This is a genomic window from Bacillus sp. 5B6, from assembly GCF_000259405.1.
GTDB classification, from domain to species: Bacteria; Bacillota; Bacilli; order Bacillales; family Bacillaceae; genus Bacillus; species Bacillus velezensis.
This window is the reverse complement of sequence record NZ_AJST01000001.1, coordinates 144,814-168,810: the sequence shown is the minus strand read 5'-3', so window position 1 is coordinate 168,810 and position 23,997 is coordinate 144,814. Positions and strand designations below refer to the sequence as shown.

20 protein-coding genes are annotated in these 23,997 nt (G+C 47.5%); 9 read left to right on the top strand and 11 right to left on the bottom strand.

Annotation, left to right across the window (positions count from 1 at the left end; translation table 11 throughout):
- Positions 1 to 77: 77 nt before the first annotated feature.
- The 4 genes from hxlA (at position 78) to comJ (ending at position 2,481) form a co-directional block, all read left to right on the top strand.
- A complete protein-coding gene (gene hxlA / locus MY7_RS00815) occupies positions 78 to 713 on the top strand; it encodes a 3-hexulose-6-phosphate synthase (RefSeq protein ID WP_014416875.1) in 636 nt (211 codons plus the stop codon).
- Positions 710 to 1,267 carry a 6-phospho-3-hexuloisomerase gene (gene hxlB, locus MY7_RS00810; RefSeq protein ID WP_007609301.1) on the top strand — a complete coding sequence of 186 codons (558 nt, stop codon included), beginning with the start codon at positions 710 to 712 and terminating at the stop codon, positions 1,265 to 1,267. The genes hxlA and hxlB overlap by 4 nt, the downstream gene beginning before the upstream one ends.
- Before the next feature lie 357 nt (positions 1,268 to 1,624).
- Complete coding sequence (locus MY7_RS00805) at positions 1,625 to 2,062, top strand: NucA/NucB deoxyribonuclease domain-containing protein (protein WP_029325718.1); 438 nt, start codon at positions 1,625 to 1,627, stop codon at positions 2,060 to 2,062.
- Positions 2,063 to 2,082: 20 nt separating this feature from the next.
- Positions 2,083 to 2,481 carry a competence protein ComJ gene (gene comJ, locus MY7_RS00800; RefSeq protein ID WP_007609299.1) on the top strand — a complete coding sequence of 133 codons (399 nt, stop codon included), beginning with the start codon at positions 2,083 to 2,085 and terminating at the stop codon, positions 2,479 to 2,481.
- Positions 2,482 to 2,635: 154 nt separating this feature from the next.
- Here the strand turns inward: comJ and MY7_RS00795 are convergent, their stop codons facing one another.
- From MY7_RS00795 to MY7_RS00775, 5 genes are all read right to left on the bottom strand, one after another.
- Complete coding sequence (locus MY7_RS00795) at positions 2,636 to 2,914, bottom strand: YckD family protein (protein ID WP_373271686.1); 279 nt, start codon at positions 2,912 to 2,914, stop codon at positions 2,636 to 2,638.
- Between the two features lie 117 nt (positions 2,915 to 3,031).
- On the bottom strand, positions 3,032 to 3,466 hold the full coding sequence (locus tag MY7_RS00790) for an RDD family protein (RefSeq protein ID WP_007609296.1): 435 nt from the start codon (positions 3,464 to 3,466) through the stop codon (positions 3,032 to 3,034).
- 14 nt (positions 3,467 to 3,480) lie between these two features.
- Positions 3,481 to 4,617: a zinc-dependent alcohol dehydrogenase gene (locus tag MY7_RS00785; RefSeq protein ID WP_007609290.1), complete on the bottom strand. Its 1,137-nt coding sequence runs from the start codon at positions 4,615 to 4,617 to the stop codon at positions 3,481 to 3,483.
- A gap of 64 nt (positions 4,618 to 4,681) precedes the next feature.
- Positions 4,682 to 5,884 carry a GTP-binding protein gene (locus MY7_RS00780; protein ID WP_029325717.1) on the bottom strand — a complete coding sequence of 401 codons (1,203 nt, stop codon included), beginning with the start codon at positions 5,882 to 5,884 and terminating at the stop codon, positions 4,682 to 4,684.
- Positions 5,885 to 6,072: 188 nt separating this feature from the next.
- A complete protein-coding gene (locus tag MY7_RS00775) occupies positions 6,073 to 7,278 on the bottom strand; it encodes an MFS transporter (protein WP_007609284.1) in 1,206 nt (401 codons plus the stop codon).
- A gap of 180 nt (positions 7,279 to 7,458) precedes the next feature.
- On the opposite strand from MY7_RS00775, the gene nirB reads away from it, so the two are divergent.
- The 5 genes from nirB (at position 7,459) to cobA (ending at position 16,295) form a co-directional block, all read left to right on the top strand.
- A complete protein-coding gene (gene nirB / locus MY7_RS00770) occupies positions 7,459 to 9,786 on the top strand; it encodes a nitrite reductase large subunit NirB (protein WP_007609283.1) in 2,328 nt (775 codons plus the stop codon).
- Positions 9,779 to 11,911 carry an assimilatory nitrate reductase catalytic subunit NasC gene (gene nasC / locus MY7_RS00765; RefSeq protein WP_029325716.1) on the top strand — a complete coding sequence of 711 codons (2,133 nt, stop codon included), beginning with the start codon at positions 9,779 to 9,781 and terminating at the stop codon, positions 11,909 to 11,911. The genes nirB and nasC overlap by 8 nt, the downstream gene beginning before the upstream one ends.
- Before the next feature lie 119 nt (positions 11,912 to 12,030).
- Positions 12,031 to 14,448: an NADPH-nitrite reductase gene (gene nasD, locus MY7_RS00760; RefSeq protein ID WP_007609279.1), complete on the top strand. Its 2,418-nt coding sequence runs from the start codon at positions 12,031 to 12,033 to the stop codon at positions 14,446 to 14,448.
- A 20-nt stretch (positions 14,449 to 14,468) separates the two neighbouring features.
- Positions 14,469 to 14,789, top strand: a complete 321-nt coding sequence (gene nirD / locus MY7_RS00755) for a nitrite reductase small subunit NirD (protein ID WP_007409365.1) — start codon at positions 14,469 to 14,471, stop codon at positions 14,787 to 14,789.
- 66 nt (positions 14,790 to 14,855) lie between these two features.
- Positions 14,856 to 16,295, top strand: coding sequence for a uroporphyrinogen-III C-methyltransferase (cobA, locus tag MY7_RS00750; RefSeq protein WP_007609278.1), 1,440 nt, complete (start codon positions 14,856 to 14,858; stop codon positions 16,293 to 16,295).
- 54 nt (positions 16,296 to 16,349) lie between these two features.
- Here the strand turns inward: cobA and MY7_RS00745 are convergent, their stop codons facing one another.
- The 6 genes from MY7_RS00745 to MY7_RS00720 form a co-directional block, all read right to left on the bottom strand.
- Positions 16,350 to 17,360, bottom strand: coding sequence for an NAD(P)/FAD-dependent oxidoreductase (locus MY7_RS00745; RefSeq protein WP_007609277.1), 1,011 nt, complete (start codon positions 17,358 to 17,360; stop codon positions 16,350 to 16,352).
- Positions 17,361 to 17,557: 197 nt separating this feature from the next.
- On the bottom strand, positions 17,558 to 18,793 hold the full coding sequence (locus tag MY7_RS00740; protein WP_003156600.1) for a PucR family transcriptional regulator: 1,236 nt from the start codon (positions 18,791 to 18,793) through the stop codon (positions 17,558 to 17,560).
- A gap of 157 nt (positions 18,794 to 18,950) precedes the next feature.
- A complete protein-coding gene (gene putP, locus MY7_RS00735; protein WP_007609276.1) occupies positions 18,951 to 20,405 on the bottom strand; it encodes a sodium/proline symporter PutP in 1,455 nt (484 codons plus the stop codon).
- 91 nt (positions 20,406 to 20,496) lie between these two features.
- The gene (gene pruA / locus MY7_RS00730) at positions 20,497 to 22,044 is read right to left on the bottom strand and encodes an L-glutamate gamma-semialdehyde dehydrogenase (RefSeq protein WP_011996302.1); all 1,548 of its coding nucleotides are present in this window, start codon (positions 22,042 to 22,044) and stop codon (positions 20,497 to 20,499) included.
- A gap of 17 nt (positions 22,045 to 22,061) precedes the next feature.
- Positions 22,062 to 22,973, bottom strand: a complete 912-nt coding sequence (locus MY7_RS00725; protein ID WP_087920787.1) for a proline dehydrogenase family protein — start codon at positions 22,971 to 22,973, stop codon at positions 22,062 to 22,064.
- Between the two features lie 202 nt (positions 22,974 to 23,175).
- Complete coding sequence (locus MY7_RS00720; RefSeq protein ID WP_007609273.1) at positions 23,176 to 23,946, bottom strand: nucleotidyltransferase domain-containing protein; 771 nt, start codon at positions 23,944 to 23,946, stop codon at positions 23,176 to 23,178.
- Positions 23,947 to 23,997 lie beyond the last annotated feature (51 nt).

Here is a 23,997-nt window from a genome sequence, read left to right as displayed (position 1 = left end):
ACTTCAAAGTGCGTACTTCTCAACATGCGGGGCACTCTATAGAATGGAAATACATGAAAAAGAGGAGTGGATATAAAGTGGAATTACAGCTGGCATTAGACTTAGTAAATATCCCGGAAGCAATTGAACTTGTGAAAGAGGTCGAACAATATATAGATGTTGTAGAAATCGGCACTCCCGTTGTCATTAATGAAGGACTGAAAGCCGTGCAGGAAATGAAAACAGCCTTTCCTCACTTGAAAGTGCTTGCCGATCTTAAAATCATGGATGCAGGCGGTTACGAGATTATGAAAGCGGCAGAAGCGGGAGCCGACATCATCACCGTTTTAGGAGCGACAGACGACTCAACGATCAAAGGGGCGGTTGCCGAAGCAAAAAAACAGCAGAAAAAAATCCTCGTCGACATGATTAACGTAAAAAACCTTGAAACACGGGCAAAAGAAATTGACCAACTCGGTGTTGATTATATTTGTGTTCACACAGGTTATGATCTTCAAGCAGAAGGGAAAAATTCATTCGAGGAGCTGACGGCGATTAAAAAAGCGGTCAAGAGCGCTAAAACCGCAATTGCCGGAGGCATTAAACTTGATACGCTTCCTGAAGCCATCAAACAAAACCCAGATTTAATCATTGTCGGCGGAGGCATTACGGGAGCTGACAATAAAGCGGATGCTGCTGCTAAAATGAAACAGCTGATCACACAAGGATCATGAAAACGACTGAATACTTACATGAAATACTAAATGAAATATCCCGCACCGCAGCATTAATATCCGACAGTGAAGCTGACAAGCTTGCGGATCAGATTTTATCGGCAGATCAAATCTTCACGTCCGGAGCGGGGCGTTCCGGGTTTATGGCTAAAGCGTTCGCCATGAGGATGATGCACATCGGCCTGAACGCTTACATCGTCGGTGAGACGCTTACCCCTCCCCTCCAAGAAGGCGGTCTCGTCATCATCAGCTCAGGCTCAGGCGAAACAAAAAGTCTGCTTCATACGGCTGAAAAAGCCAAAAGCCTTAACGGCATCATCACTGCATTAACGATTAACCCCGACTCAAGTCTCGGCAAACTTGCGGATCTTACAATAACGATTCCCGGCTCTCCTAAGGAAGAGACCGGCGGAGACAGAAAGACGATTCAGCCGATGGGTTCTTTATTCGAACAAACTCTTCTGCTGTTTTACGATGCGGTTATTCTAAAAATCATGGAGAAAAAAGAATTGAATTCAGCAGACATGTTTACAAAGCATGCGAATCTGGAATGATTTGCTGACGGCCTTCTTATCAGATGGCCGTCTTTTTATCGTCTTGTTGCGCCCGGTCATGCAGGCCAAGGTTTTCGGGTCGGACACTCGCAGACGAAGATATCCTGCCGGTGAGCTTATCGCTATAATAAGTCAATTGACGATACGGCCGCAACCATTCATTTCTGAATAGGGAAACGGCAAAAAACACTTTCTGATCGAATTTTTAATGAATAAAGTTGATTTGTGCGGATGGTTTTACAGATATTCAGCTGAATTGCGGCTGAGAAATATATTTTAACAGCTTTACAGCCGGCCGATTCTGCTTTATTCTTGGACCAGCTTTACAGCAATTAAAACTGGAGGTGATTGATACTCTTGAAAACATTAAAAGCACTGCTGCTTGTTCTTATCATCATTGCCGGAGCAGTCGCGGCCCTGATCAAGGGTGATCTTTTCTCAGATAACGAGCAAACCGTTCAGAAGAGTGATTACGACAAGGTAATCCTATTTCCGTCCGATCGATATCCGGAAACAGCAAAGCATATTAAGGACGCGATAAAAGAAGGGCATTCCAGCATATGCACCATTGACAGAGACGGAGTACATAAGCGTCGTGAGCAATCTCTTAAACATGTACCTGTAAAAACGGGATACGATAGGGATGAATGGCCGATGGCGGTTTGTCAACAGGGCGGAAATAATGCCTCCGTAGAATATATTTCTCCGGCAGACAACCGCGGAGCCGGCTCATGGGTCGGACACCAGCTTACCAATGATCCCGACGGAACAAGAGTATTATTTAAAATTAAGTAAAAAACAGGAGGAACAGCGCATTGATTAAATCATGGAAACCGCAAGAACTGGCCATTTCTTATCATCAATTTACAATCTTCCAAAAAGATTCAGAACCGCCTGTTATCGATTGGACCGATGAAGCCATTGAAAAAGGATATGCGGAAGCTGACGGAGCTGTTTCATTTGAGGCAAGGAGAAATACGAGGGCATTTATCGTTCTCAGGCTTAACACAAGTGAACCGGTACCATCCTATGAGAAAAAAGCGACTGTTCCCTTTGAGGCTGTAAAAGATGGAATAGAGATTGAAAGCGTGATGTCCAAGCGGCTTTTCTTTCATATTCCGAAAGGCCGATACAGCCTTACCTGTTATTCAGTGCCTGCCGAAATATCCGATCTTCATGCGGATACATATATTATTGATGCAGCCGCAATGTAAAAGAAATCCCTGAGAGAATCATATTTCTCTCAGGGAACTTTTATAAACTTTTACTGTTTGTTTCAATTACATTCCGTACCAATAAAAACTTTTTTTCCTGATCCGTTCAGAGCAATCCCGATAAAAACAAAAAAGCATCCGGCTTGCCGGATGCTTAAGAATGATGATGCCGCTTTTCCAATTTATGAGGCGGAGGCTTCGGGACAAACCCATTTTGTTTCATCATGTTAAAGCGCCTGTCCATATGCTGTTTAATATGTTCTGCTTTTTCTTTCGGCAGGACCCCGTACTCAACATATTTGGATATGACATGTTTTCGTTTTTCGAGCACTTCTTTTTCGAGTGATTCAATTTCTTTTTTCTGCTGTTCCGTGAGTGACATTGTTGAAGGCATTTTTGTTCCGGCGGCGTGTGTCGGCATTGTGAAAACCATTGCTGTAATGAAAAACGCAGCTAAAGACAATGCAGCTTTTTTCATGACTCTTTCCTCCTTTAACGTTTGTTATATGTTTCTCCCTCATCTATTTTTTATGCAAAAAAAAGAGCGAAATTATTCGCTCTTTTCAATCGATTCGTCCGGCAGCGCGTATGTGACATACGTTCCCGCTACAAAATCGTGGATTGACCGTTTGTCTTCTCTCATTCCGACCATGAATGCGCTCACGATCACACCGATTCCAAACGTCACCCCATATATCAGGCCGCCCACAAGCACTCTCAAAATCATAGTGAGAAAGCCTACCTGAGTTCCGTCTTTTTTGACGATGCGGATACCGCAGATCTTTTTGCCGATAACATAACCGTTCCAGTATACAGGGAGCAAAATACCGTAAAGAGACAAAATGATGCTGATCATTGTGCTCTCATTCGGATCTTTTCCTGTTGCCAGCATAAAAATAATCGCCAAAGGCACTGAAGTAATTAAATAGTCGAGTACCACGGCTCCCAATCTGATCCAAAATCCCGCCGGTCTGTAAATATTCATCGTGTTTCTCCTCGCTATGGCTTTAAAATCACTTTAATGTTGCCATCTTCTTTTTTGTCAAATATATCATATGCAGCAGGAGCTTCCGCAAGACTCATTTTGTGTGTAATGATATCCGTCGGATCAATTTCATTTTGTTCGATCATTTGATATAGCATCGGCATCAGATGAATAACGGGTGCCTGGCCCATTTTTAAAGAAACGTTGCGTGTGAAAAAATCACCGAGCGGAAAGCCGTCCGCTTCAGAAATGTATGCGCCCGTGAGCTGCACGGTTCCGAACTTCTTAACGGCTTCTGATGCTGTAAGAATCGGACTGATCGTTCCGAACTGATTCGGTTTTTGCTCTGTTTTTTCTTTTGAAAGCGGCGTGCCGTCCATTCCGACACAATCAATCACTACATCCGCGCCCCCTGACGTTTGTTCATGCAGCAGTTTCCCGATCTCATCATGTTCTGAAAAATTGAAGGTCTCTGCTCCGTTTATGCGTCTCGCATGTTCAAGGCGATGCGGGACTTGATCGACTGCGATAACCCGCTTTGCTCCTTTTTTCCACGCGAATTTTTGCGCCATTAATCCGATCGGACCTGATCCCAGAATCACGACAGTATCTCCTTTTTTCACTCCGCTGTGCTGGACGCTCCAAAAGGCGGTCGGCATGACATCTGACAGAAGCAGCACCTGCTCATCTTCAAGCTCACTGTCTGCCGGGACCAGGAAAGAAGAGAAATCAGCATAAGGAACACGTAAATATTCAGCCTGCCCGCCGGGATAATTACCGTTAAACTCCGAAAAACCGAATAAGCCGCCGGCATCTGTATGAGGGTTTGGATTTGATTCATCACACTGGCTTTCCATCTGATGCTTGCAATAATGACATTCTCCGCATCCGATATTAAAAGGAATCACGACCCGGTCGCCTTTTTTCAGCTTTTTGACTTGACTGCCCGTTTCTTCAACGATTCCCATCGGCTCGTGCCCGACGATATAACCCGGATCGGCGGGTATTCCGTTTTTATATAAATGAAGGTCTGAACCGCATATCCCGGTTGCGGTGATTCGAACGATGACATCTCTCTCATCTTGAATGGCGGGTGCCGGGACTTCTTTCACTTCCATATGTTCTTTTCCTTGGTATGTCAGTGCTTTCACACTTGGTCAGCTCCTTTTTCATCACTCCTTCCCTTTTCACCTGCTTCTAAACTTGGCCGGTATGTTATTCGGCCCGCTGAATATCCCATTGAAAAGGATCTTCAAGCTGCGACCAATCGGAATCGAACTCAGACGGCGTGAGCAGGCACTGATCCAATTCCTTTGTAATGGCTGCTTCATCTAAATCTGTTCCGATAAACACCAGGTTCGTATGACGGTCTCCGAATTGGTCGTCCCAATCTTCCAGAATCTCCGGTTCCTGCTGTTTGATCTGCTCCTGCTCAAGTTTCGGCATTGCCGCCACCCAATAAGAAACAGGCTCAATCGAAACTGCCGGACCCGCCTGAGACATCAGCAGCGCAAGGCTGTTGCGGGTTGCGCACCAAGCAATTCCTTTTGCGCGCACAATGTTGTCAGGCATTGATTGATGCAGCCAGCTGTCAAAACGAGCGGTATGAAACGGCAGACGCCGCGAGTACACAAACGAAGTGATGCCGTACTCTTCCGTTTCCGGAGTGTGCGCTTCATGACCTGCCGTCAGCTCCTTTATCCATCCTGCTGATGAACTCGCTTCCTCAAACTCAAATAAACCGGTATTCAATATGTATTCGGCGGGCACTTCTCCGCGGACGGACCGGATCAGTCTGGCACGGGGCTGTAATGCGCGCAGAACCGTTTCCAGCTGTTCAAGCTCTTTTTCGCCCACCATGTCACACTTATTTAAAATGAGCACATCACAAAACTCGATTTGGTCAATTAATAAATCGGCAATCTCCCGTTCATCCTCTTCTCCCGCCGCTTCCTTCCGGTCAAGAAGGCTGTCACCGGACTGGAAATCATGCCAGAAGCGGTTTGCATCCACCACGGTCACCATTGTGTCCAGCCTGCAGAATGATGTCAGATCAATACCCATTTCTTCATCTATATAAGAAAATGTCTGGGCAACGGGAATCGGTTCGCTGATCCCTGTTGATTCAATCACTATATAATCAAATCTGCCGTCTTTCGCGAGTTTCTCAACTTCGACTAATAAATCTTCACGCAGCGTGCAGCAGATACAGCCGTTAGATAATTCTACGAGTTTCTCATCCGTCCTTGACAAGCCGCCTCCCTGCTTCACCAAGCCCGCGTCTATATTTACTTCGCTCATGTCATTGACGATGACGGCAATTTTTAAACCGTTGCGGTTTTGTAAAATATGATTCAAAACGGTCGTCTTACCGGCACCAAGATAGCCGCTCAATACTGTAACCGGAATTTTTTTCATAAAATAGCCTCCTGACAAAATAGAATGATTACGATTTATATCCCGCGCCTGCCTTATTTTCATCATGATGTACATTGTTATAAATCGTAATCGTTACTATTTATTCTGATATATTCTCCGTTTAAAATCAAGTGGAAAATAATCAATCATAAAAAAGACACGCTGTCATACGTGTCTTCCGCCCAAACTTAAACATCCGCAGGACTGTTTTCAGTGCCATAGCTCTTTCTCCAAAAATAGCCTGCGGCCAGAACAAGCACAAACGCGAGCAATGCGATACATGAAAAAGAGATAAAACCGATCGCATAAGTTCCCGTCATCTGCTTCAATGATCCTAAAATATTCGGAAGGAAAAAACCTCCTATGCCGCCGGCTGCTCCGACGATCCCCGTCACCATTCCGATTTCTTTTGCAAAGTGCTGAGGGACAAGCTGAAATACCGCTCCGTTGCCCATACCGAGCGCCATCATTCCGATAAACAGCAGAACGACAACCGTTGAAAGCGGAGGCAGGCTGCTGACTCCCGCCATACACAGAGCCGCGATGACAAACAGTACAGCGAGAACTTTCGCGCCTCCCGCACGGTCTGAAATCCAGCCTCCTGCAGGGCGAAAAAAACTGCCCGCTGCGACACATATTGTGACGAAATCACCGGCATGGATTTTTGACAATTGATATTGATCAACGAAAAAAATCGCCAAAAAACTTGATAGTCCCACAAAACCTCCGAAAGTGACGCCGTACAAAAGACAGAAACACCATGTCTCCTTCTGCCTGAAAACGTGAAGGTAGTTTTTAAGCGGCTGCGGTGCGGGCTGTGCAGGAGAGTCCTTCGCCATGACCATAAACAGTATAAAAACGATCATCAACGGAAGAAGCGCAATTCCCATTACACTGTGCCACCCAAACTGTTCCGCAAGGCGGGGACCGAACAATGTCGCAAACAAAGTGCCGCTGTTGCCGGCACCTGCTATCCCCATTGCAAGCCCCTGCAAGTGAGGCGGATACCACCGGCTCGCCATCGGGAGCGCAACAGCAAAACTTGCGCCTGCTACGCCCAGCAGAATGCCGATCGCATACAGCTCAGTCAAAGAACGGCCCCCGAATGCCCCCCAAAGCAGCGGGATCATCGTGAACAGCATCCCGATCACGGCTGTTTTCTTCGGCCCGATCCTGTCCGTTAACACACCTAAAATGATCCGAAACACAGATCCTGATAAGATCGGCAGAGCCACGACAAACCCTTTTTCAAAAGAAGATAACCCGAAATCCTGAGAAATATAAACGCCGAGAGCTCCCAGCATTACCCAAATCATAAAACTCACATCAAAATATAAGAAGGAACAGAGCAGAGTGAGCGGATGGCCGCTTGTTTTTAATTCCGACAGCTTCATAACATTCTCCTTTCCGGTCTTCTATCATTTCAAATTGCTGAATCAAGAATATATGACCGGCATTCACCGGAAAAGACATGTGTAAGATAATGCGACACATTTAATGCGTTAATCAGGCAATGTGCCATAATTTCTCATAGAGAAGCAATCTTACAGGCAGCTGCAAAGGAGGTTTGGCGAATGAAGAAACAACGATTAATTGCAGCAGGAAACGGAATGGCCGGAATCCGCTGTATTGAACACATTTTAAAGATGAACCGTGACATGTTTGAGATTGTCATTTTCGGAAGCGAACCTCATCCCAATTACAATCGCATTCTCTTATCCTCCGTTTTACAAGGTGAGGTTTCGCTTGATGACATTACGCTGAATAGCCGCGAATGGTACGAGAAAAACGGAATTACGCTTTACACGGGAGAAGCGGTTGTACACATTGATACAGAACGGCAGGTTGTCACAACGGATCGGAAGCGCAGCATGACTTACGATCAAATCATCCTTGCAACGGGCTCCTCTCCTTATATTCTCCCCATACCCGGAGCAGATAAAGAAGGTGTGTACAGCTTTCGGACAATAGAGGACTGCCAATCCCTTATCAATGCGGCCGGCCGGTATCAAAAGGCGGCGGTCATCGGCGCCGGTTTATTAGGTCTTGAAGCGGCCGTCGGCTTACGGCAGCTCGGCATGGACGTCAGCGTCATTCACCACTCTTCCGCCATTATGCAAAAACAGCTTGATCAAACGGCATCACGCCTGCTGCAGAAAGAGCTGGAGCGAAAAGGCTTAGTCTTTCTTTTAGAGAAAGACACGGTATCCATTACAGGAAACTCACGGGCGGAAGGCATCCGTTTCAAAGACGGTTCTTCCATAGAAGCAGACCTGATTGTCATGGCCGTTGGTGTGAGGCCCAATATCCGATTGGCTGCATCTGCCGGACTTTCAGTGAACCGAGGAATCATCGTCAATCAATTCATGCAGACGAACAAACCGAATGTGTATGCCGTCGGTGAATGCGCGGAGCATGACGGGATTGTATACGGATTGGCGGCGCCGCTTTATGAACAGGGAAAAGTGCTCGCGCAGCATCTATGCGGCGTCCCGTGCGAAGGGTTTCAAGGCTTTACACAATCTGCAGCCTTAAAAATAGCCGGTATTGATGTATGGTCGGCAGGAAAGGTGCACGAGGATGAGCACACAGCCGGCATATTGTTCCATGATGAGCATGCAGGCATCTACAAAAAAGCGCTCTTTGAGGACGATAAACCGGCCGGCTTTATTTTATTCGGGGACACGCGCGGTAAACAGCGGCTTCTCGACAGTCTTGTGAAGCAAAGAGATATTTCCATCGTGAAAAAACAGCTCATGGAACCGGATCAAGGCGGTATATCCTTTGAATCCATGCCTCCCCATGAAACCATTTGCCAATGCAGCTCAGTGACCAAGGGCTCCATTGAAGAAGCGGTGAACAAATATGGCTTAAAAACCGCGGAGGAAGTAAAGCACATGACAAAAGCGTCCGGGTCTTGCGGAGGATGCAGGCCTCTCGTTGAAGACTTGCTGAAGTATATGGCGAGCGATGATTACACAAAACCCTCCCGCCAGCCTTCGTTTTGCGGCTGCACCGATTTGACGGAAGAAGAAGTCATCGCGGAACTTCGGCGCCGTCCGTTCACTGATGCCGCCGAGGTAATGAAAGAGATCGGCTGGAAAACAGAAAACGGCTGCCGCATTTGTATTCCGGCGCTTCACTACTACATGGAAAGGACGCGGCCTGATTTTATGCAGTTCAATGAAATATCGGCAGAAGAGACATGCACCCTGATTCCGCAAATGTACGGCGGACTGACAAGTGCCGCAGAGCTCAAAAACATCGCAAACGTCATTGAAGCATACGGCATCCCCGGCGTTTCGATGACTGACAGTCACCGGCTGAGGCTTTCCGGAATCAGGCCAAATGACCTTGCAAGCATCAGAAAAGCACTGAACATGCCGGTTTTCTCCCCCCGGCACCGCTGGACGATTCAAATCAGATCATGTACGTGCGGACAGCATCGCTCCTTTCAAGAGCTGGCAAGCAGGATTGAACGAGATACCGACATGCTTGCCCTCCCCGCTTACGTATCCGTCAGCTTGTCATGTGAAAACAATTGCACCGATGCTTACATTCAGGATATCGGCGCGCTTCAGACACAAACTTGCTGGGAGATTTATATCGGGGGCGCCCGCGGAAAACAAGCTCGCGCCGGCAGCCTTTTTTGTGTGACGAATAACGAAGACAGTACCGCCGCTATGATGAAAGGCCTTATTCAGTATTATCGCGAAACGGCTCACTACAACGAAGCGATTTACCAATGGGTTGACAGACTCGGCCTCGTCCATATCAGAGAAATGCTGTTTGAAGAAGATATGCGGACACAGCTTCTGAAAAATCTCCGTTCAGACATATCCCTGCTGCAAAACCTGTCTGCCGGGAAAACGCCATACGAAAGGATGAAGCTTTTTGACTGAACCGATGCTCCGTTATTTCCGTGACAAACTGCAAGATATTCAATCGGAAAAAACATATGAGACTCAATGCCCGTTCTGCAGCATGCAATGCAAAATGCAGCTTACGGAACAAACCTTCGCGGCACGGAAGAAATACACTGCAATCGGCATTGATAATCCGACGACAAATGGCCGTTTATGTACAAAAGGCATGAATGCCCATCAGCATGCCGTGCACTCTTCCCGCATTACACGCCCCCTGCTTAAAAAAAACGGTGAATTTGTGCCTGTCTCTTGGGCTGAAGCACTGAATCGCATTAAGGAACAAATCAATCTGATCCAAACCGAACACGGCAATGATGCGATGGCCGTCTACGGGAGCGCCTCAATTACAAATGAAGAAGCCTATCTGCTTGGAAAGTTCGCACGGGTCGGCTTACAGACGAAATACATCGATTACAACGGGCGGCTCTGTATGTCTGCCGCAGCAACGGCGGCCGGCCAGACATTCGGTGCGGACAGGGGCCTGACGAATCCATTATCGGACATTCCGCATACACGCGTCATCATCCTGGCAGGCACCAATATCGCGGAATGCCAGCCGACGATCATGCCGTATTTTGATAAAGCGAAAGAAAACGGGGCTTACATTATCGCCATTGATCCCCGGGAAACGGCGACGACCAAAAAAGCCGATCTTCACCTGAAAATCAAGCCCGGCACAGACGCCGCCCTGGCAAACGGACTCGTCAAAATCTGCATTGACGAACAGCTTACAGACAAAGACTTTATCCGCACACGCACAAACGGATTCGATAAGCTCAAACGGCATACCGACGCTTTGGATCTGAAAGAGATTTCCGAGCAGACAAGTGTTCCTTTGGAGCATATGCGAAAGGCCGCCGTGAAGTTTGCCAAGGAAACATCCGGCATGCTGTTTACAGCGCGGGGAATCGAACAGCAGACTGACGGTACCGCGGCGGTGAAGGCTTTCTTAAATATGGTGCTGATCACGGGAAAAATCGGCAAGCCCTTCTCAGGTTACGGGGCGATTACCGGTCAAGGCAACGGACAAGGCGCGAGAGAACACGGCCAAAAAGCGGATCAGCTTCCGGGCTACCGTTCTATCGAAATTGAAGAACACCGGGCGTATATTGCGAAGGTGTGGGGGATTCATCAGGATGAGCTGCCGCGAAAAGGCGTCTCAGCCTATGAAATGATAGAAAAAATAGATAGCGGCGACATCAAAGGACTGTTTCTCATGTGTTCCAATCCGGCTGTTTCCGGCCCAAATGCGAATTTCGTCAAACAAGCAATCAAGAAACTGAGATTCTTTGTCGCAGTTGATTTATTTATTTCTGAGACCGCGGCATTCGCAGATGTGATTTTACCCGCCTCCTCTTATTTGGAAGACGAAGGCACGATGACAAATGTAGAAGGCCGCGTGACATTAAGAGAAGCGAGCCGCACCTGCCCCGGAGAAGCGAAACATGATTGGCAGATCATCTGTGACATTGCCTCGGCTCTTGGTAAAGGGCATTATTTTCCCTATACGTCGGCGGAGGAAATCTTTAACGAACTGAGAGAAGCGAGCCGCGGCGGAATTGCTGATTACTCTGGCATCACCTATGACAGGCTCAGGCGGGAAGGCGGTATTCAGTGGCCATGTCCTGAAGCGGATCACCCCGGAACCGGGCGATTGTTTGAGCATTCATTTGCCCATCCCGATCACAGAGCTGAATTAAGCGTGATTCCAAATGAACCGGCCTTCCCGAAAGAGAAACCGAGCACCGGCTATCCGCTTTATTTAACCACAGGAAGGGTGATGTCTCACTACTTAACGGGTGTCCAAACGAGAAAAAGCTCTGCCTTGGCTGCAAGACATTTCGAATCCTTTGTGGAAATCCACCCAAAAACGGCGGCCGACTATCATATCGAAGACCGTGTTCTCGTGAAGATAGAATCCCCCCGGGGCAGCATCACGGTCCGGAGCAGATGGTCGGAGAACGTACGAAAAGACACGTTGTTTGTCCCCATCCATTGGTCTGACACGCAAAACGTCAACGATTTAATTGGTGAAGCCTTGGATCCGGACTGTAAAATGCCCGGTTTTAAGATGTGCACAGTACGAATCAGCCCTATATAATTTTTCATAAAATTTTTAGATTTTTTAGTATTTTTTGTTACATTTCATAACATGCACCTTAAATATTTGTTTTTGCTGTGCTACGCTAAAGAAAACATAGATAAGGAGCGGATCATCTGATGGGAAAAAAACAGCTAGTCCTTGTTGGAAATGGAATGGCCGGGGTAAGAGCGATTGAAGAAATACTGCGTGTTTCAAAAGACGAATTCGAAATTACAATATTCGGGGCCGAACCTCATCCCAACTATAACCGAATCCTTCTGTCAAAAGTGCTGCAAGGCGATACCGACATTCAAGACATTACATTAAACGATTGGAACTGGTACAAAGAAAACAACATTCAGCTGTATACCGGTGAAACAGTCATCAAAGTCGACACGGAAAACAAAACCATCATCACAGATGCAGACAGAATCCAGCCTTACGATGAACTCATCCTGGCGACAGGCTCTGTCCCTTTTATCCTTCCGATTCCGGGCGCAGACAAACAAGGCGTCACGGCATTCCGGGACATAAAAGATACCGACACGATGCTCGCCGCGTCAAAACAATATAAAAAAGCAGCCGTCATCGGCGGAGGACTGCTGGGATTGGAAGCCGCACGCGGACTGCTGAATCTCGGAATGGACGTGTCTGTCATCCACCTCGCCCCATTCCTGATGGAGCGCCAGCTTGACGCAGCGGCGGGACGCCTGCTGCAAAACGAATTAGAAAAACAAGGCATGACCTTTTTCCTTGAAAAGCAAACCGAAGAAATTCTCGGTACTGACCGTGTCGAAGGCGTACGCTTCAAAGACGGCACAAGCATCGAAGCTGACCTGGTCGTCATGGCGGTCGGCATCCGCCCGAATACACAGCTTGGCACAGAAAGCGGCATTCCGGTAAACCGCGGAATCATTGTCAATGATTATATGCAGACTGACATTCCGCACATTTACGCGGTCGGTGAATGTGCCGAGCACCGCGGAATCGCATACGGTCTTGTGGCGCCGCTCTATGAACAGGCGAAAGTGCTGGCCAAACATATTTGCGGCATTGACACAAAACCGTATGAAGGCTCCGTTCTCTCCACTCAATTAAAGGTATCAGGCGTCGAAGTCTTCTCTGCCGGTGACTTTAACGAATCAGAGGACAAAAAAGCGATTAAAGTGTTCGATGAACAGGACGGCATTTATAAAAAAATCGTCCTGAGGGGCAATCAAATTGTCGGCGCTGTTTTGTTCGGCGACAGCAGCGAGGGCGGCCGCCTGTTTTCTATGATTCAAAAAGAAGCCGATATCTCCGAAACTTCCAAAATATCAATCTTACAGCCTCTTGACCAGGAAGCAGGCGCAAGCATGACCGCGGCGATGAGCGACGATGAAATCATCTGCGGCTGCAACGGCGTTTCAAAAGGTGCGATTATTCAAGCCATTCAGGAAAAAGGCTGCACATCAACGGACGAAATCAAAGCATGCACCGGGGCATCCCGTTCCTGCGGAGGCTGTAAACCGCTCGTGGAAGACATTCTTCAATATACACTGGGCTCAGAATTTGACGCGTCCGCGCAAAAAGAAGCGATTTGCGGATGCACATCACTGTCGAGAGATGAAGTCGTAGAAGAAATCAAAGCCAAAGGGCTGTCCCATACAAGAGAAATCATGAACGTGCTCGGCTGGAAAACGCCGGAGGGCTGCTCCAAATGCCGTCCTGCCCTCAACTACTACTTAGGCATGATTAATCCGGCTACATACGAGGATGACAGAACATCCCGTTTTGTGAACGAACGAATGCACGCCAATATTCAAAAAGACGGAACATACTCAGTCGTGCCGCGGATGTACGGCGGCGTGACCAACTCTCAGGATCTCCGCAAGATCGCCGATGTCGTCGACAAATATGAGATCCCGCTTGTTAAAATGACAGGCGGCCAGCGGATTGATCTCATCGGCGTCAAAAAAGAAGACCTGCCGAAAGTATGGGCCGAGCTTGATATGCCGTCAGGCTACGCGTACGGAAAAACACTCCGCACGGTAAAAACGTGCGTAGGCGAACAATTCTGCCGCTTCGGCACGCAAGACTCCATGGCACTGGGCATTGCGCTTGAGAAAAAATTCGAAGGGCTCAATACGCCTCATAAGGTTAAAATGGCCGTGTCCGCCTGCCCTCGGAACTGTGCGGAATCAGGCATTAAGGACCTTGGCGTTGTCGGCATCGACGGAGGCTGGGAGCTTTATGTCGGCGGAAACGGCGGAACCCATTTGCGCGCCGGTGATTTGCTGATGAAAGTAAAAACGAATGAAGAAGTCTTAGAATATGCAGGGGCTTACCTTCAGTACTACAGAGAAACGGCAAACTATCTGGAGCGGACATCCGCATGGCTTGAGCGCGTCGGTTTATCTCATGTCCAATCCGTATTAAACGATCCGGAAAAACGGCAGGAGCTCAACGACAGAATGAATGAGACACTCTCTGTCCACAAAGATCCGTGGCAATACTTCCTTAAAGATAAAAAAGCATCTAAAGATCTATTCGAAAATGTCGTCACGACTTCATAAAACAGTAAGGGGGAACGGACATGGTTAATAAAGATATGACAAAGGTTTGCATAGGCAAAGTAAACGAATTACCCGAGGAGTTAGGAAAAACCGTATATATAGAAGATAAAGAGCTTGCCGTATTTAAGCTTTCTGACGGGAGCGTCCGCGCCGTCGAAAATCGCTGTCCCCATAAAGGGGGCGTCCTGGCTGAAGGCATCGTCAGCGGAGAATACGTCTTCTGCCCGATGCATGACTGGAAAATCTCCTTAGAAGACGGAAAAGTCCAAGAGCCGGATCATGGCTGTGTCAAAACATACGAAACACTGATTGAAGGAGAGAATGTATACCTCCTGTATTGAGCAAAGACCGGATCACTTTTTCAAGTGGTCCTTCATTTTTTAAATTGCTGAAGGGATGACGCCATCATGAAAAACGGAATCGTATATTTTGTCGGTGCCGGACCAGGAGACCCGGGGCTGATCACCGTAAAAGGAAAACAGGCTCTGGAGAAAGCGGATATCATTTTGTATGACCGGCTCGCAAACCCAAAGTTTCTTGAATATGCCTCACCGGACTGCCGGTTCATTTATTGCGGAAAGCTGCCCGACCGTCATTTTATGAAACAGTCTGAGATAAATGCCCTGCTGATTGAAAAAGCGGCGGAGGGCTGCACCGTCGTCCGCTTGAAAGGCGGAGACCCAAGTGTGTTCGGCAGAGTCGGCGAAGAAGCGGAGGCGCTTCATCAGCACGGCATCCGCTACGAAATGGTGCCCGGCATCACCTCGGGAATCGCAGCGCCGCTGTATGCGGGAGTCCCCGTCACCCATCGTGATTTCGCTTCGTCCTTCGCGATGATCACCGCTCATGATACATCATTGCAAGGCAGGCCGAATCTCGACTGGGAAGGGCTTGCCCGAAGCGTTCAAACGCTTGTGTTTTACATGGGCGTTAAAAATCTGTCGTTTATATGCCGGCAGCTTATGGAGTACGGAAAATCCCCTTCCGTTCCCGTACTCGTCATTCAATGGGGGACGTGGGGGCGGCAGCGGAGCGTTAAAGGAACGCTTCAGGATATCCATGAAAAAGTTGAAAGCCAAAACATCACCAACCCTGCCATTATCGTCATCGGTGATATTGTCAATTTTCAAACACACAGCTGGTTTGAAAGCAAACCGTTCATCGGGCGGCATATCATGGTTGTCACTCATGGCGATGAAGAACATACATTGACAGACAAGCTGCGCGAGTATGGCGCCGATGTTATTGAATGGCCGAAGCGGATCGTTAAAAAAATGCCCGCAAACGAAAACATCCTGAAACAGATCAGCACCTTTGAACATATATCTTTCACATCACGCCTTGCGGTATGCGAATTCTTTGACACACTGGCTTTCAAGCAGATCGACATCCGCCGGGTGACCGCAAGCCTGAATGCAGCGACTGAGGCCGCAAAGACGGAACTGACAAAACGGGGCTTTCTCCTATCCGAATGTCAAATTGATTCTCTGCATTCACTCATTGTAGGAAGCCGTCAAGCAGCAGAAAACTTGTCAGACTCAAAATCATGCTCGTTTTATATCACCCATGAACATATCGCGGATGAGCGGTTCACTTCCATGATCGAACGCACGATCAGTGAGTCTCCTCTGCAAATGATTATCTGTACGGGCAAAGAATCCGCTCAGCATTTGATCAGCGCCGGAAAACAAATCGGCATATCACCGGATCCGTCAGCAAACCGCCCTCCCGTCATCTGCATGGGCGAAGACGTCCCCGCCGGCTGCGGGTTTACCGCCGTGAAAAATCAGGAACAGTTATTTGCGTTTATACGAAATGAAATGAAAGACATGCTCGTTCACAGCTGATACGCCGGAATGCTTTTCTGACCCCCCAGACTCAACATCGGGGGTCAGCCTTTTTTATTGTGTCACCAATTTTTTATGGTGAGTCGAATACATCGCCATCTGATCCGCCTGCGGGTCCAAATAGGCTTTGGCGCTGTTCACGGCGGTCGGCCCCTCCGTGAAACCGCCTGCAATCAATCTGAGCTTGCTTTCATAATGGGCGGCGTCACCGGCGACAAACACGCCCGGAAGATTCGTCCGCATATGTCTGTCAGCTTTAATCCTGCCTTCTTCAATCTCAAGCCCCCAGTCCTTCATCGGACCGAGATCAATTTTAAACCCGTGGTTGATAATGAGCTCATCAAGCTTGATGACTTCAGAAAGTCCGGACTCAGTTTGGCAAACGGTGACGCTCTCGATCCGTTCTCCGGTGCCATTGAGATGCTTCAGACAATACGGCGCAAGCACCCGCACGGAAGACCGCTTCATTTTCGCGACGCTGCTTTCCAAACCGCCGAACTCCTCCCTGCGGTGCAAGACGGTAACAGACGCCGCAATCGGTTCCAGCTCATTCGCCCAGTCAACCGCGGTATCTCCCCCTCCGGAAATCACGACATGCTTATCTCGAAACGCATCAAGCTTCTCCACCTTATAATGAAGGTTCTTTCCCGAATAACGGCTCGCATCCGCGCTGTCAAGTTCATTGACCTCAAGCGTCCCCATGCCGACGGCCAAAATCACCGTGCGCGTATAGTGTTTTTCCCCTTTGGAACTTTCCAGCACAATGGTTCCGTCTTCCAGCCGTTCAAATCCGGTCACCCGCTGATTCAACACGATATCCGGCTTAAATGTCGCAGCCTGTTCCTTCAGCTGCCTAATCAGCTGTTCTCCGGCAATCCCGGGTATTCCGCCGATATCACGGATGATTTTTTCAGGGAAAAACATAGACACTTTCCCTCCGAGCCGCGGCAAAAACTCGATCACTTTCGTTTTCAGCTCACGCATTCCGCAATAAAAAGCCGCAAACAGGCCGATCGGGCCTCCGCCTATAATCGTGACGTCATACACCTCATGATTTTCCGCCATCGTTCTGCCTCCCGTTTATATCTATACTTCAAACATTTTTAATTGAGAATCAATATCAATGAAAGTATAACACATATTGAGGAGAAGTGTTTATTCATTTCTCTCTTGCGGAAAAGGAGTGATTCAGAAGTGAGGTTCTGAGATTGATAAGCGGGAAGGTATTAAAACTGAAACCAGTACGGCGACTGGTTTCTTTTTTATCTCTTTTTCATCAGCATGATATCGAGATACAGCTGGCACCTTGTCCTGAAGTCGTTTAAATTAATTGATGTCATGTCAAGAATCTGTTTAATACGGTAGTTCAATGTGTTTTGATGAATAAAAAGCTGTTCTGCGGCTGGTTTTGTTTTGCAGTTATTGAGGAGATAGATTTCTAACGTTTTCAGCAGTTCGGTACTGCTTTCTCTGTCTTTGGCTTTTAATAACGCTAAATCATCGTTTACATATTCCAGTGAGGCGTTTTTTTCTTCGATGCTTTCAAGATAGCGGTAAATCCCGAGCTTACTGTATTCGTACGGGATATTTTCCTGGTTTCCGGTAATTTCGGCGGCCTTTATGACTTCAAGGGCCTCTATATAACTTTTGCCAAGCTTCAGGATGCTGCTGTATTCATTGCCGATTCCGATATAGATGGGAGTGGGGATCTTCTGAAAGTGAAAATGAGTCAGCAGTTTGTGGATAAATTCAGATGCTGCCGAAGTGCCGGAGCTTTTTTGCGAGAAGCTTGCGACGACGATGACAATATTGGAATCAATGGTTAAGACGTGACTGACTTTATCCCGCAAGTTCAAGTACGATTTGATATTTTCCTTCACATCTTCGACTGCCTCCCCATCCCCATTTGCGGCGTGCAGGACGACCACTGAAAAAACCGACGGCAGCACGGCGTTCATCTTTTCCGCTTCCCGCCTGAACTCCTTTTCAGAGGAGAATTGCTGAAAGATCGCCCGTTTCACCAGGTCTTCCGCTCTCTCTTCTTTTTCCTGTTTCAGCCGGTTCGTTTTATAGATGATTTTTCCGACATGGAATGAAGTTTCATATAAAAAATCGAGCTCCTCGTCCGTCAAGTTTCGGTCGAGCTCCTGAATCCAGATGTAGCCCATCACTTCCCCTTTATGTTTTGCGCTTACAACCACTCTCTGATTCAGTCCGATACTGTCTATTTTTTCGACACGGAACGGTTCAGGAACGGTTTTCAGCTTTTCGATCACCCCGTCCTTCAGAAACCTTTCAAAAATCTGCACGGGGCATTTTTTCGAAAATATCGTCTGCTGGTTGGCGGAGTCGAAGTGATTAATGTAGTAAGAATTATAGGCAAGCAAAAAGAAATCCGCGCTTTCCAGAATAACGGGCTTCTGCAATTCATAACTGATGAAATCAATTAATTTATCAATGTCCGTAAATGAAAAAACTCTCTCTAAAAGCTCTTCCATACCTATTTCTCCTATGCTCTTTTTATCTTTATCATACTCTGCGGGGTGACTTTTTGTATAGAAAAAAATTCACATATTCCCAAAACGGCATGATCCGAAAGCCTGTATCGTGAAAAGAGGAAAAAGGGCGGTCCCTTCTTCCTCTCGTTCCTTGCTTTTATTGAGAAAGTGTATCACGGTAATCATGAAACTGATCTGTGACATCTTTTGACGGAGCCTGTGTCAATAAGCTGACGACAAATACAGCGGCAAGGCTTACAGCAAAGCCCGGAATGATTTCGTACAAAAAGTCTGAAAGACCGGCATTCGCCCAAATGATTACGGTAATCGCTCCCGCAATCATGCCGGCGAGTGCCCCCCATTTCGTCATCCGTTTCCAAAATAAACTGAGCAGTACGACCGGCCCGAATGACGCGCCGAATCCCGCCCATGCATAGCTGACAAGACCAAGTATCGTGTTGTTTTTCTCCCAAGCGAGCACCAAAGCGATGATTGACACCGCAAGCACTGCCATTCTCCCCAGAAATACGAGTTCCTTATCAGAAGCCGAACGCCTGAACATGGACTTATACAAATCCTCTACTAAAGAACTGGACGTAACGAGCAGCTGAGACGAAATCGTACTCATAATGGCCGCTAAAATCGCAGAAATGAGAAATCCCGTAATAATCGGGTGGAACAGAATGTTGCCGAGCTGAATAAAAATGGTTTCCGGATCAGCCAGCTTCAGTCCGTGCTGGTGGTAATACGCGATTCCCGCAAGACCCGTAAACAGCGCGCCTAGTGCAGACAAAATCATCCATCCCATTCCGATCCGTCTGGCGCGTTTGATTTCTTTCACAGATGTGATCGCCATAAAGCGCACAATAATATGCGGCTGCCCGAAATAGCCGAGCCCCCACGCAAATAAAGAAATAATGCCAAGGACGGTCGTCCCTTTGAACATGTTAAACAGTTCCGGGTTGACGGAACGGATATCGGCAACGGTTTCCCCCGGGCCGCCCGTATGGAAAATCGTCACAATCGGCACGAGAATAAGCGCCACAAACATAATGATCCCTTGAACAAAGTCCGTCCAGCTTACCGCCAAAAAGCCTCCGAACAAGGTGTAGGCGACAACGACGCCTGTCACGACCCACAGTCCCGTGTGGTAATTCAACCCTAAAATGCTGTTGAATAAGACGCCTCCTGAGACCATGCCGGATGATACGTAAAATGTGAAAAAGACGAGAATGACAAGACCCGAAAACAGTCTGAGAAGCTTCGTATGATCACCGAAACGGTTTTCAAGGAAACCCGGAATGGTGATGGAATTCCCCGCTTTTTCGGTATACGTTCTCAGTCTCGGCGCCACGAAAAGCCAGTTCGCCCACGCCCCGAGCACAAGCCCGAGCACAATCCAAGCGCCGCTTAATCCTGTCGAGAACATAGCACCCGGAAGCCCCATCAAGAGCCATCCGCTCATATCCGCCGCTCCCGCGCTGAGCGCTGTGACGGCAGGGCCTAAAGAACGCCCCCCGAGCATGTAATCCGTCAGATTTGACGTCCGTCTGTAGGCGAAATAACCGATAAACAGCATACCCGCCATATAAATACAAATGGAAATAATCAACTGAATGTTTGCTATGGCATTTCCTCCTCCGCTTTATATGTTTATGGTGAAATGGACACCCCCCGCGAGGAGGATGCCCATTCAGTCCCTCTTAAAACATTTCACTGATTGTTTTCGCCTGCATGTGGAGGGCCAAATAATCCGGGCCGCCCGCTTTTGAATCAGTGCCGGACATTTTGAAGCCTCCGAACGGATGGTAGCCGACAATCGCTCCCGTACAATTGCGGTTGAAGTACAGGTTGCCGACATGGAATTCCTGTTTCGCCCGTTCAATATGTTTGCGGTTATTTGTAATGACCGCGCCTGTCAAACCATATTCAGTATTGTTGGCCACTTCTAAAGCTTCATCAAAGTTTGACACTTTAGAAAACGCCACGACAGGTCCGAAAATTTCTTCCTGCATGAGTCTTGCTTTCGGATCAAGGTCAGCGAAGATCGTCGGCTTGATAAAGTAGCCTTTTGAATCATCTCCGGTGCCGCCGCTTACTAAACGGCCTTCTTCTTTTCCGATTTCAATGTAGCTCATGATCTTGTCGTAAGAACCTTGGTCGATGACAGGCCCCATATAAACATCTGCACTGTCAGGTTTAGCAGTTACTTTTGATTCCGTAATTTCAATGACACGCTCTAATACTTGATCATACACTTTTTCATGGACAACTGCACGTGAACCTGCAGAACATTTTTGTCCGGCAAAGCCGAATGCAGATGTGAAGATCGATTGAGCCGCTAATTCAATGTCCGCATCCTCGTCGACAACAACCGTATCTTTACCGCCCATTTCAGCAATGACACGTTTTAAATGCTGCTGGCCCGGCTGCACTTTCGCCGCGCGTTCGAAAATTCTCGTACCGACTTCACGTGATCCTGTAAATGTGATAAGGCTTGTTTTCGGATGGTCAACAAGATAATCGCCTACTTCTGCTCCGCTTCCCGGCACAAAGTTGACTACGCCTTTTGGCAATCCGGACTCTTCAAGCACCTCAACAAATTTTGCTGCAATAACAGGTGTAGCACTCGCAGGTTTTAGAACCACTGTGTTTCCAGTAACGATCGGCGCCACTGTTGTTCCTGCCATGATCGCAAACAAGAAGTTCCACGGCGGAATAACAACTGTCACTCCAGTCGGCGTGTACACATATTGGTTCTTCTCGCCTTCGCGGCTGTTGACCGGTTTGCCTTTTGCCAGTTCGATCATTTGGCGTGCATAATACTCCATGAAGTCAATTGCTTCAGCCGTATCTGCATCAGCTTCGTTCCAAGGTTTTCCCGCTTCCTTGACGAGCAGGGCGGAGAATTCGTGCTTTCTGCGGCGGACTTTGGCAGCTGCGCGGAACAAAACGGCCGCTCTTTCTTCAGGGGATGTGTATCTCCACTCTTCGAACGCTTTCGCAGCTGCTTCAATCGCTTGCTCAGCGTGCTCCTGGGACGCCTTTGACACTTTTCCGACGACTTCTTCTTTATCAGCCGGATTGATTGAAACGATTTTCGCTTCCGTCTCTACCTTTTCACCGTTGATGACGAGCGGATAATCTTTTCCCAGATACTCATTTACCGTCGCAAGCGCTTTCTTAAATTCTTCAACGTTCGATTGATCTTGGAAATTCGTGAATGGTTCGTGTTTATAAGGTGTAGTCATTGTCATCTCTCCCTTTTTTACTTCTTAGTCATCCCTTTAAAGGCGAATGCGATGTTTGAGGGGCGTTCGGCGAGCCGTCTCATGAAATAGCCGTACCAGTCATCCCCGTAGGGCAGGTAGACTCTCATGCGGTAACCTTCTTCCACCAGGCTGAGCTGGGTTTGCGAGCGCATGCCGTACAGCATCTGAAACTCAAAACGGTCGTTTGGAATGCCGTGCTCTTTGGCAAGCTGTTTTGTAAACTCGATCATTTTGTCATCATGCGTGGCAACTGCCGTATAATGTCCTTTTAAAAGCTGTTTGCGGATGAGTCTTTTATAATTTTCATCGACGTCGCTTTTTTCAGGATAGGCCACCTTTTCCGATTCTTTATAGGCCCCTTTGACAAGCCGCAGAAACGGATTCAGCGGGCTGAGGTCATCAAGATCCTTCTCCGTTCTGTACAGATAAGCCTGCACCACGGTGCTTACATATTCATACCGGCTCCGGAAGTCTTTAAAGATATCCAGCGTCTTCTGGCATCTCGTTTCATCTTCCATGTCAATCGTCACCATGACTTTATGTTTTTCAGCCGTCTGGAGGATTTTCGTCATATTTTCATAGACAAGATCGAGATCTATATCAAGACCTAAAGACGTCATTTTTAATGACACTTGGGAATTCAGCTGTTCATCAGCGATTAAGGCGATGGTCTGCATGCACTCCTCGGTGCGTTCTTTCGCGACATCACCGCTGTTTACAAATTCCCCCAAATGATCGACAGTAACTGACAGCCCTTGGCTGTTCAAATGTCGGATTGTCGGGATAGAACTGCGGAAATCCATTCCTCCGATGATTTTGCCGGCTGCCACACGGCTTCCCCAGCTTCGCGCCATCTTATTGAGAAAGCTGCTCTTGGATAAAAATAAGAAAAAATCTCTTGTAATCACTTCCAACCTTAACACCCCGCAATCTAAGAAGTATTTGTATGAGTCTATTGTAAATGGACAAAACATCCTCTCACAATATTCTAAAAATACAAAGATTCTGATAAATTTTTGTGGTTTTACCACAATCAGCTTCTTAGATAGCAGGCGGATTATGCCGAAAAATGGCGGACGGAAATGACGGCAATCGTCAATTTCCGCCTTTTTACCCCCACGCCTCTTCGACGATCTGAATCAATAGCTGATTCAGTTCCTCCGTTATGTCAGGTTTCGGCGTTTTGATCGTTTTGACATAGTGCCCGATGCGTTCTATTTCTTCTTCTATAAATGCATGAATGATCGTATTTCTCGGTTCCGGAGCCAGCTCCTGACCGCTTTTTTTCCTTGTAAGCAGTGTATTGATTTCAGAAATGAGCGCTTCATCCGTCAATAAGGCATCGGCCAGTACGGGAAATGACATCGGCGGTACGGAGCCGAACGTTTCAATCCATCTGCAGGCAAGGAGAGGACGCAGAACATAAAAATACTTTTTAATCTTCACTTCACTGCCCCGCAATTCCGTTTTTTCATTCCGTTTTGCCATATTGAGATAATGATAGATGCCGGCTTCAGGCGAAAAGGCGCGGTTTTTCAGTTTTCGAAGCTTTTCAGCCGCTGAGAAAGCTTCATAATAGATCATCTCAGAAGAGAGCCATTCCAAAAGAGGCGGATTTGATTTTTTAAAAAGCCTAAGCGCTTTTCTCAGTTCCCAGCCGCTGATGTCAAGCATGTCATGAATCGGCTCTTCTATGACATCCCTATGCGGTTCGATCGAAAAGTACCATTCTTTTTTCGGCACATAGAGAAACCGTACATCGTAGTCGCTGTCGCTTGACGGAAATCCCCATGCGCGGCTCCCTGATTCTACGGCATAAAGCACCTTGACGCCGTGCTGTGCTTCAATTCGTTTTAATTCTTCGATGATCCTTTGTTCCATCTGTATCCGTCCTTTTCCGTGATGATACCTGAAAAAAGCCCAAGTACTTGG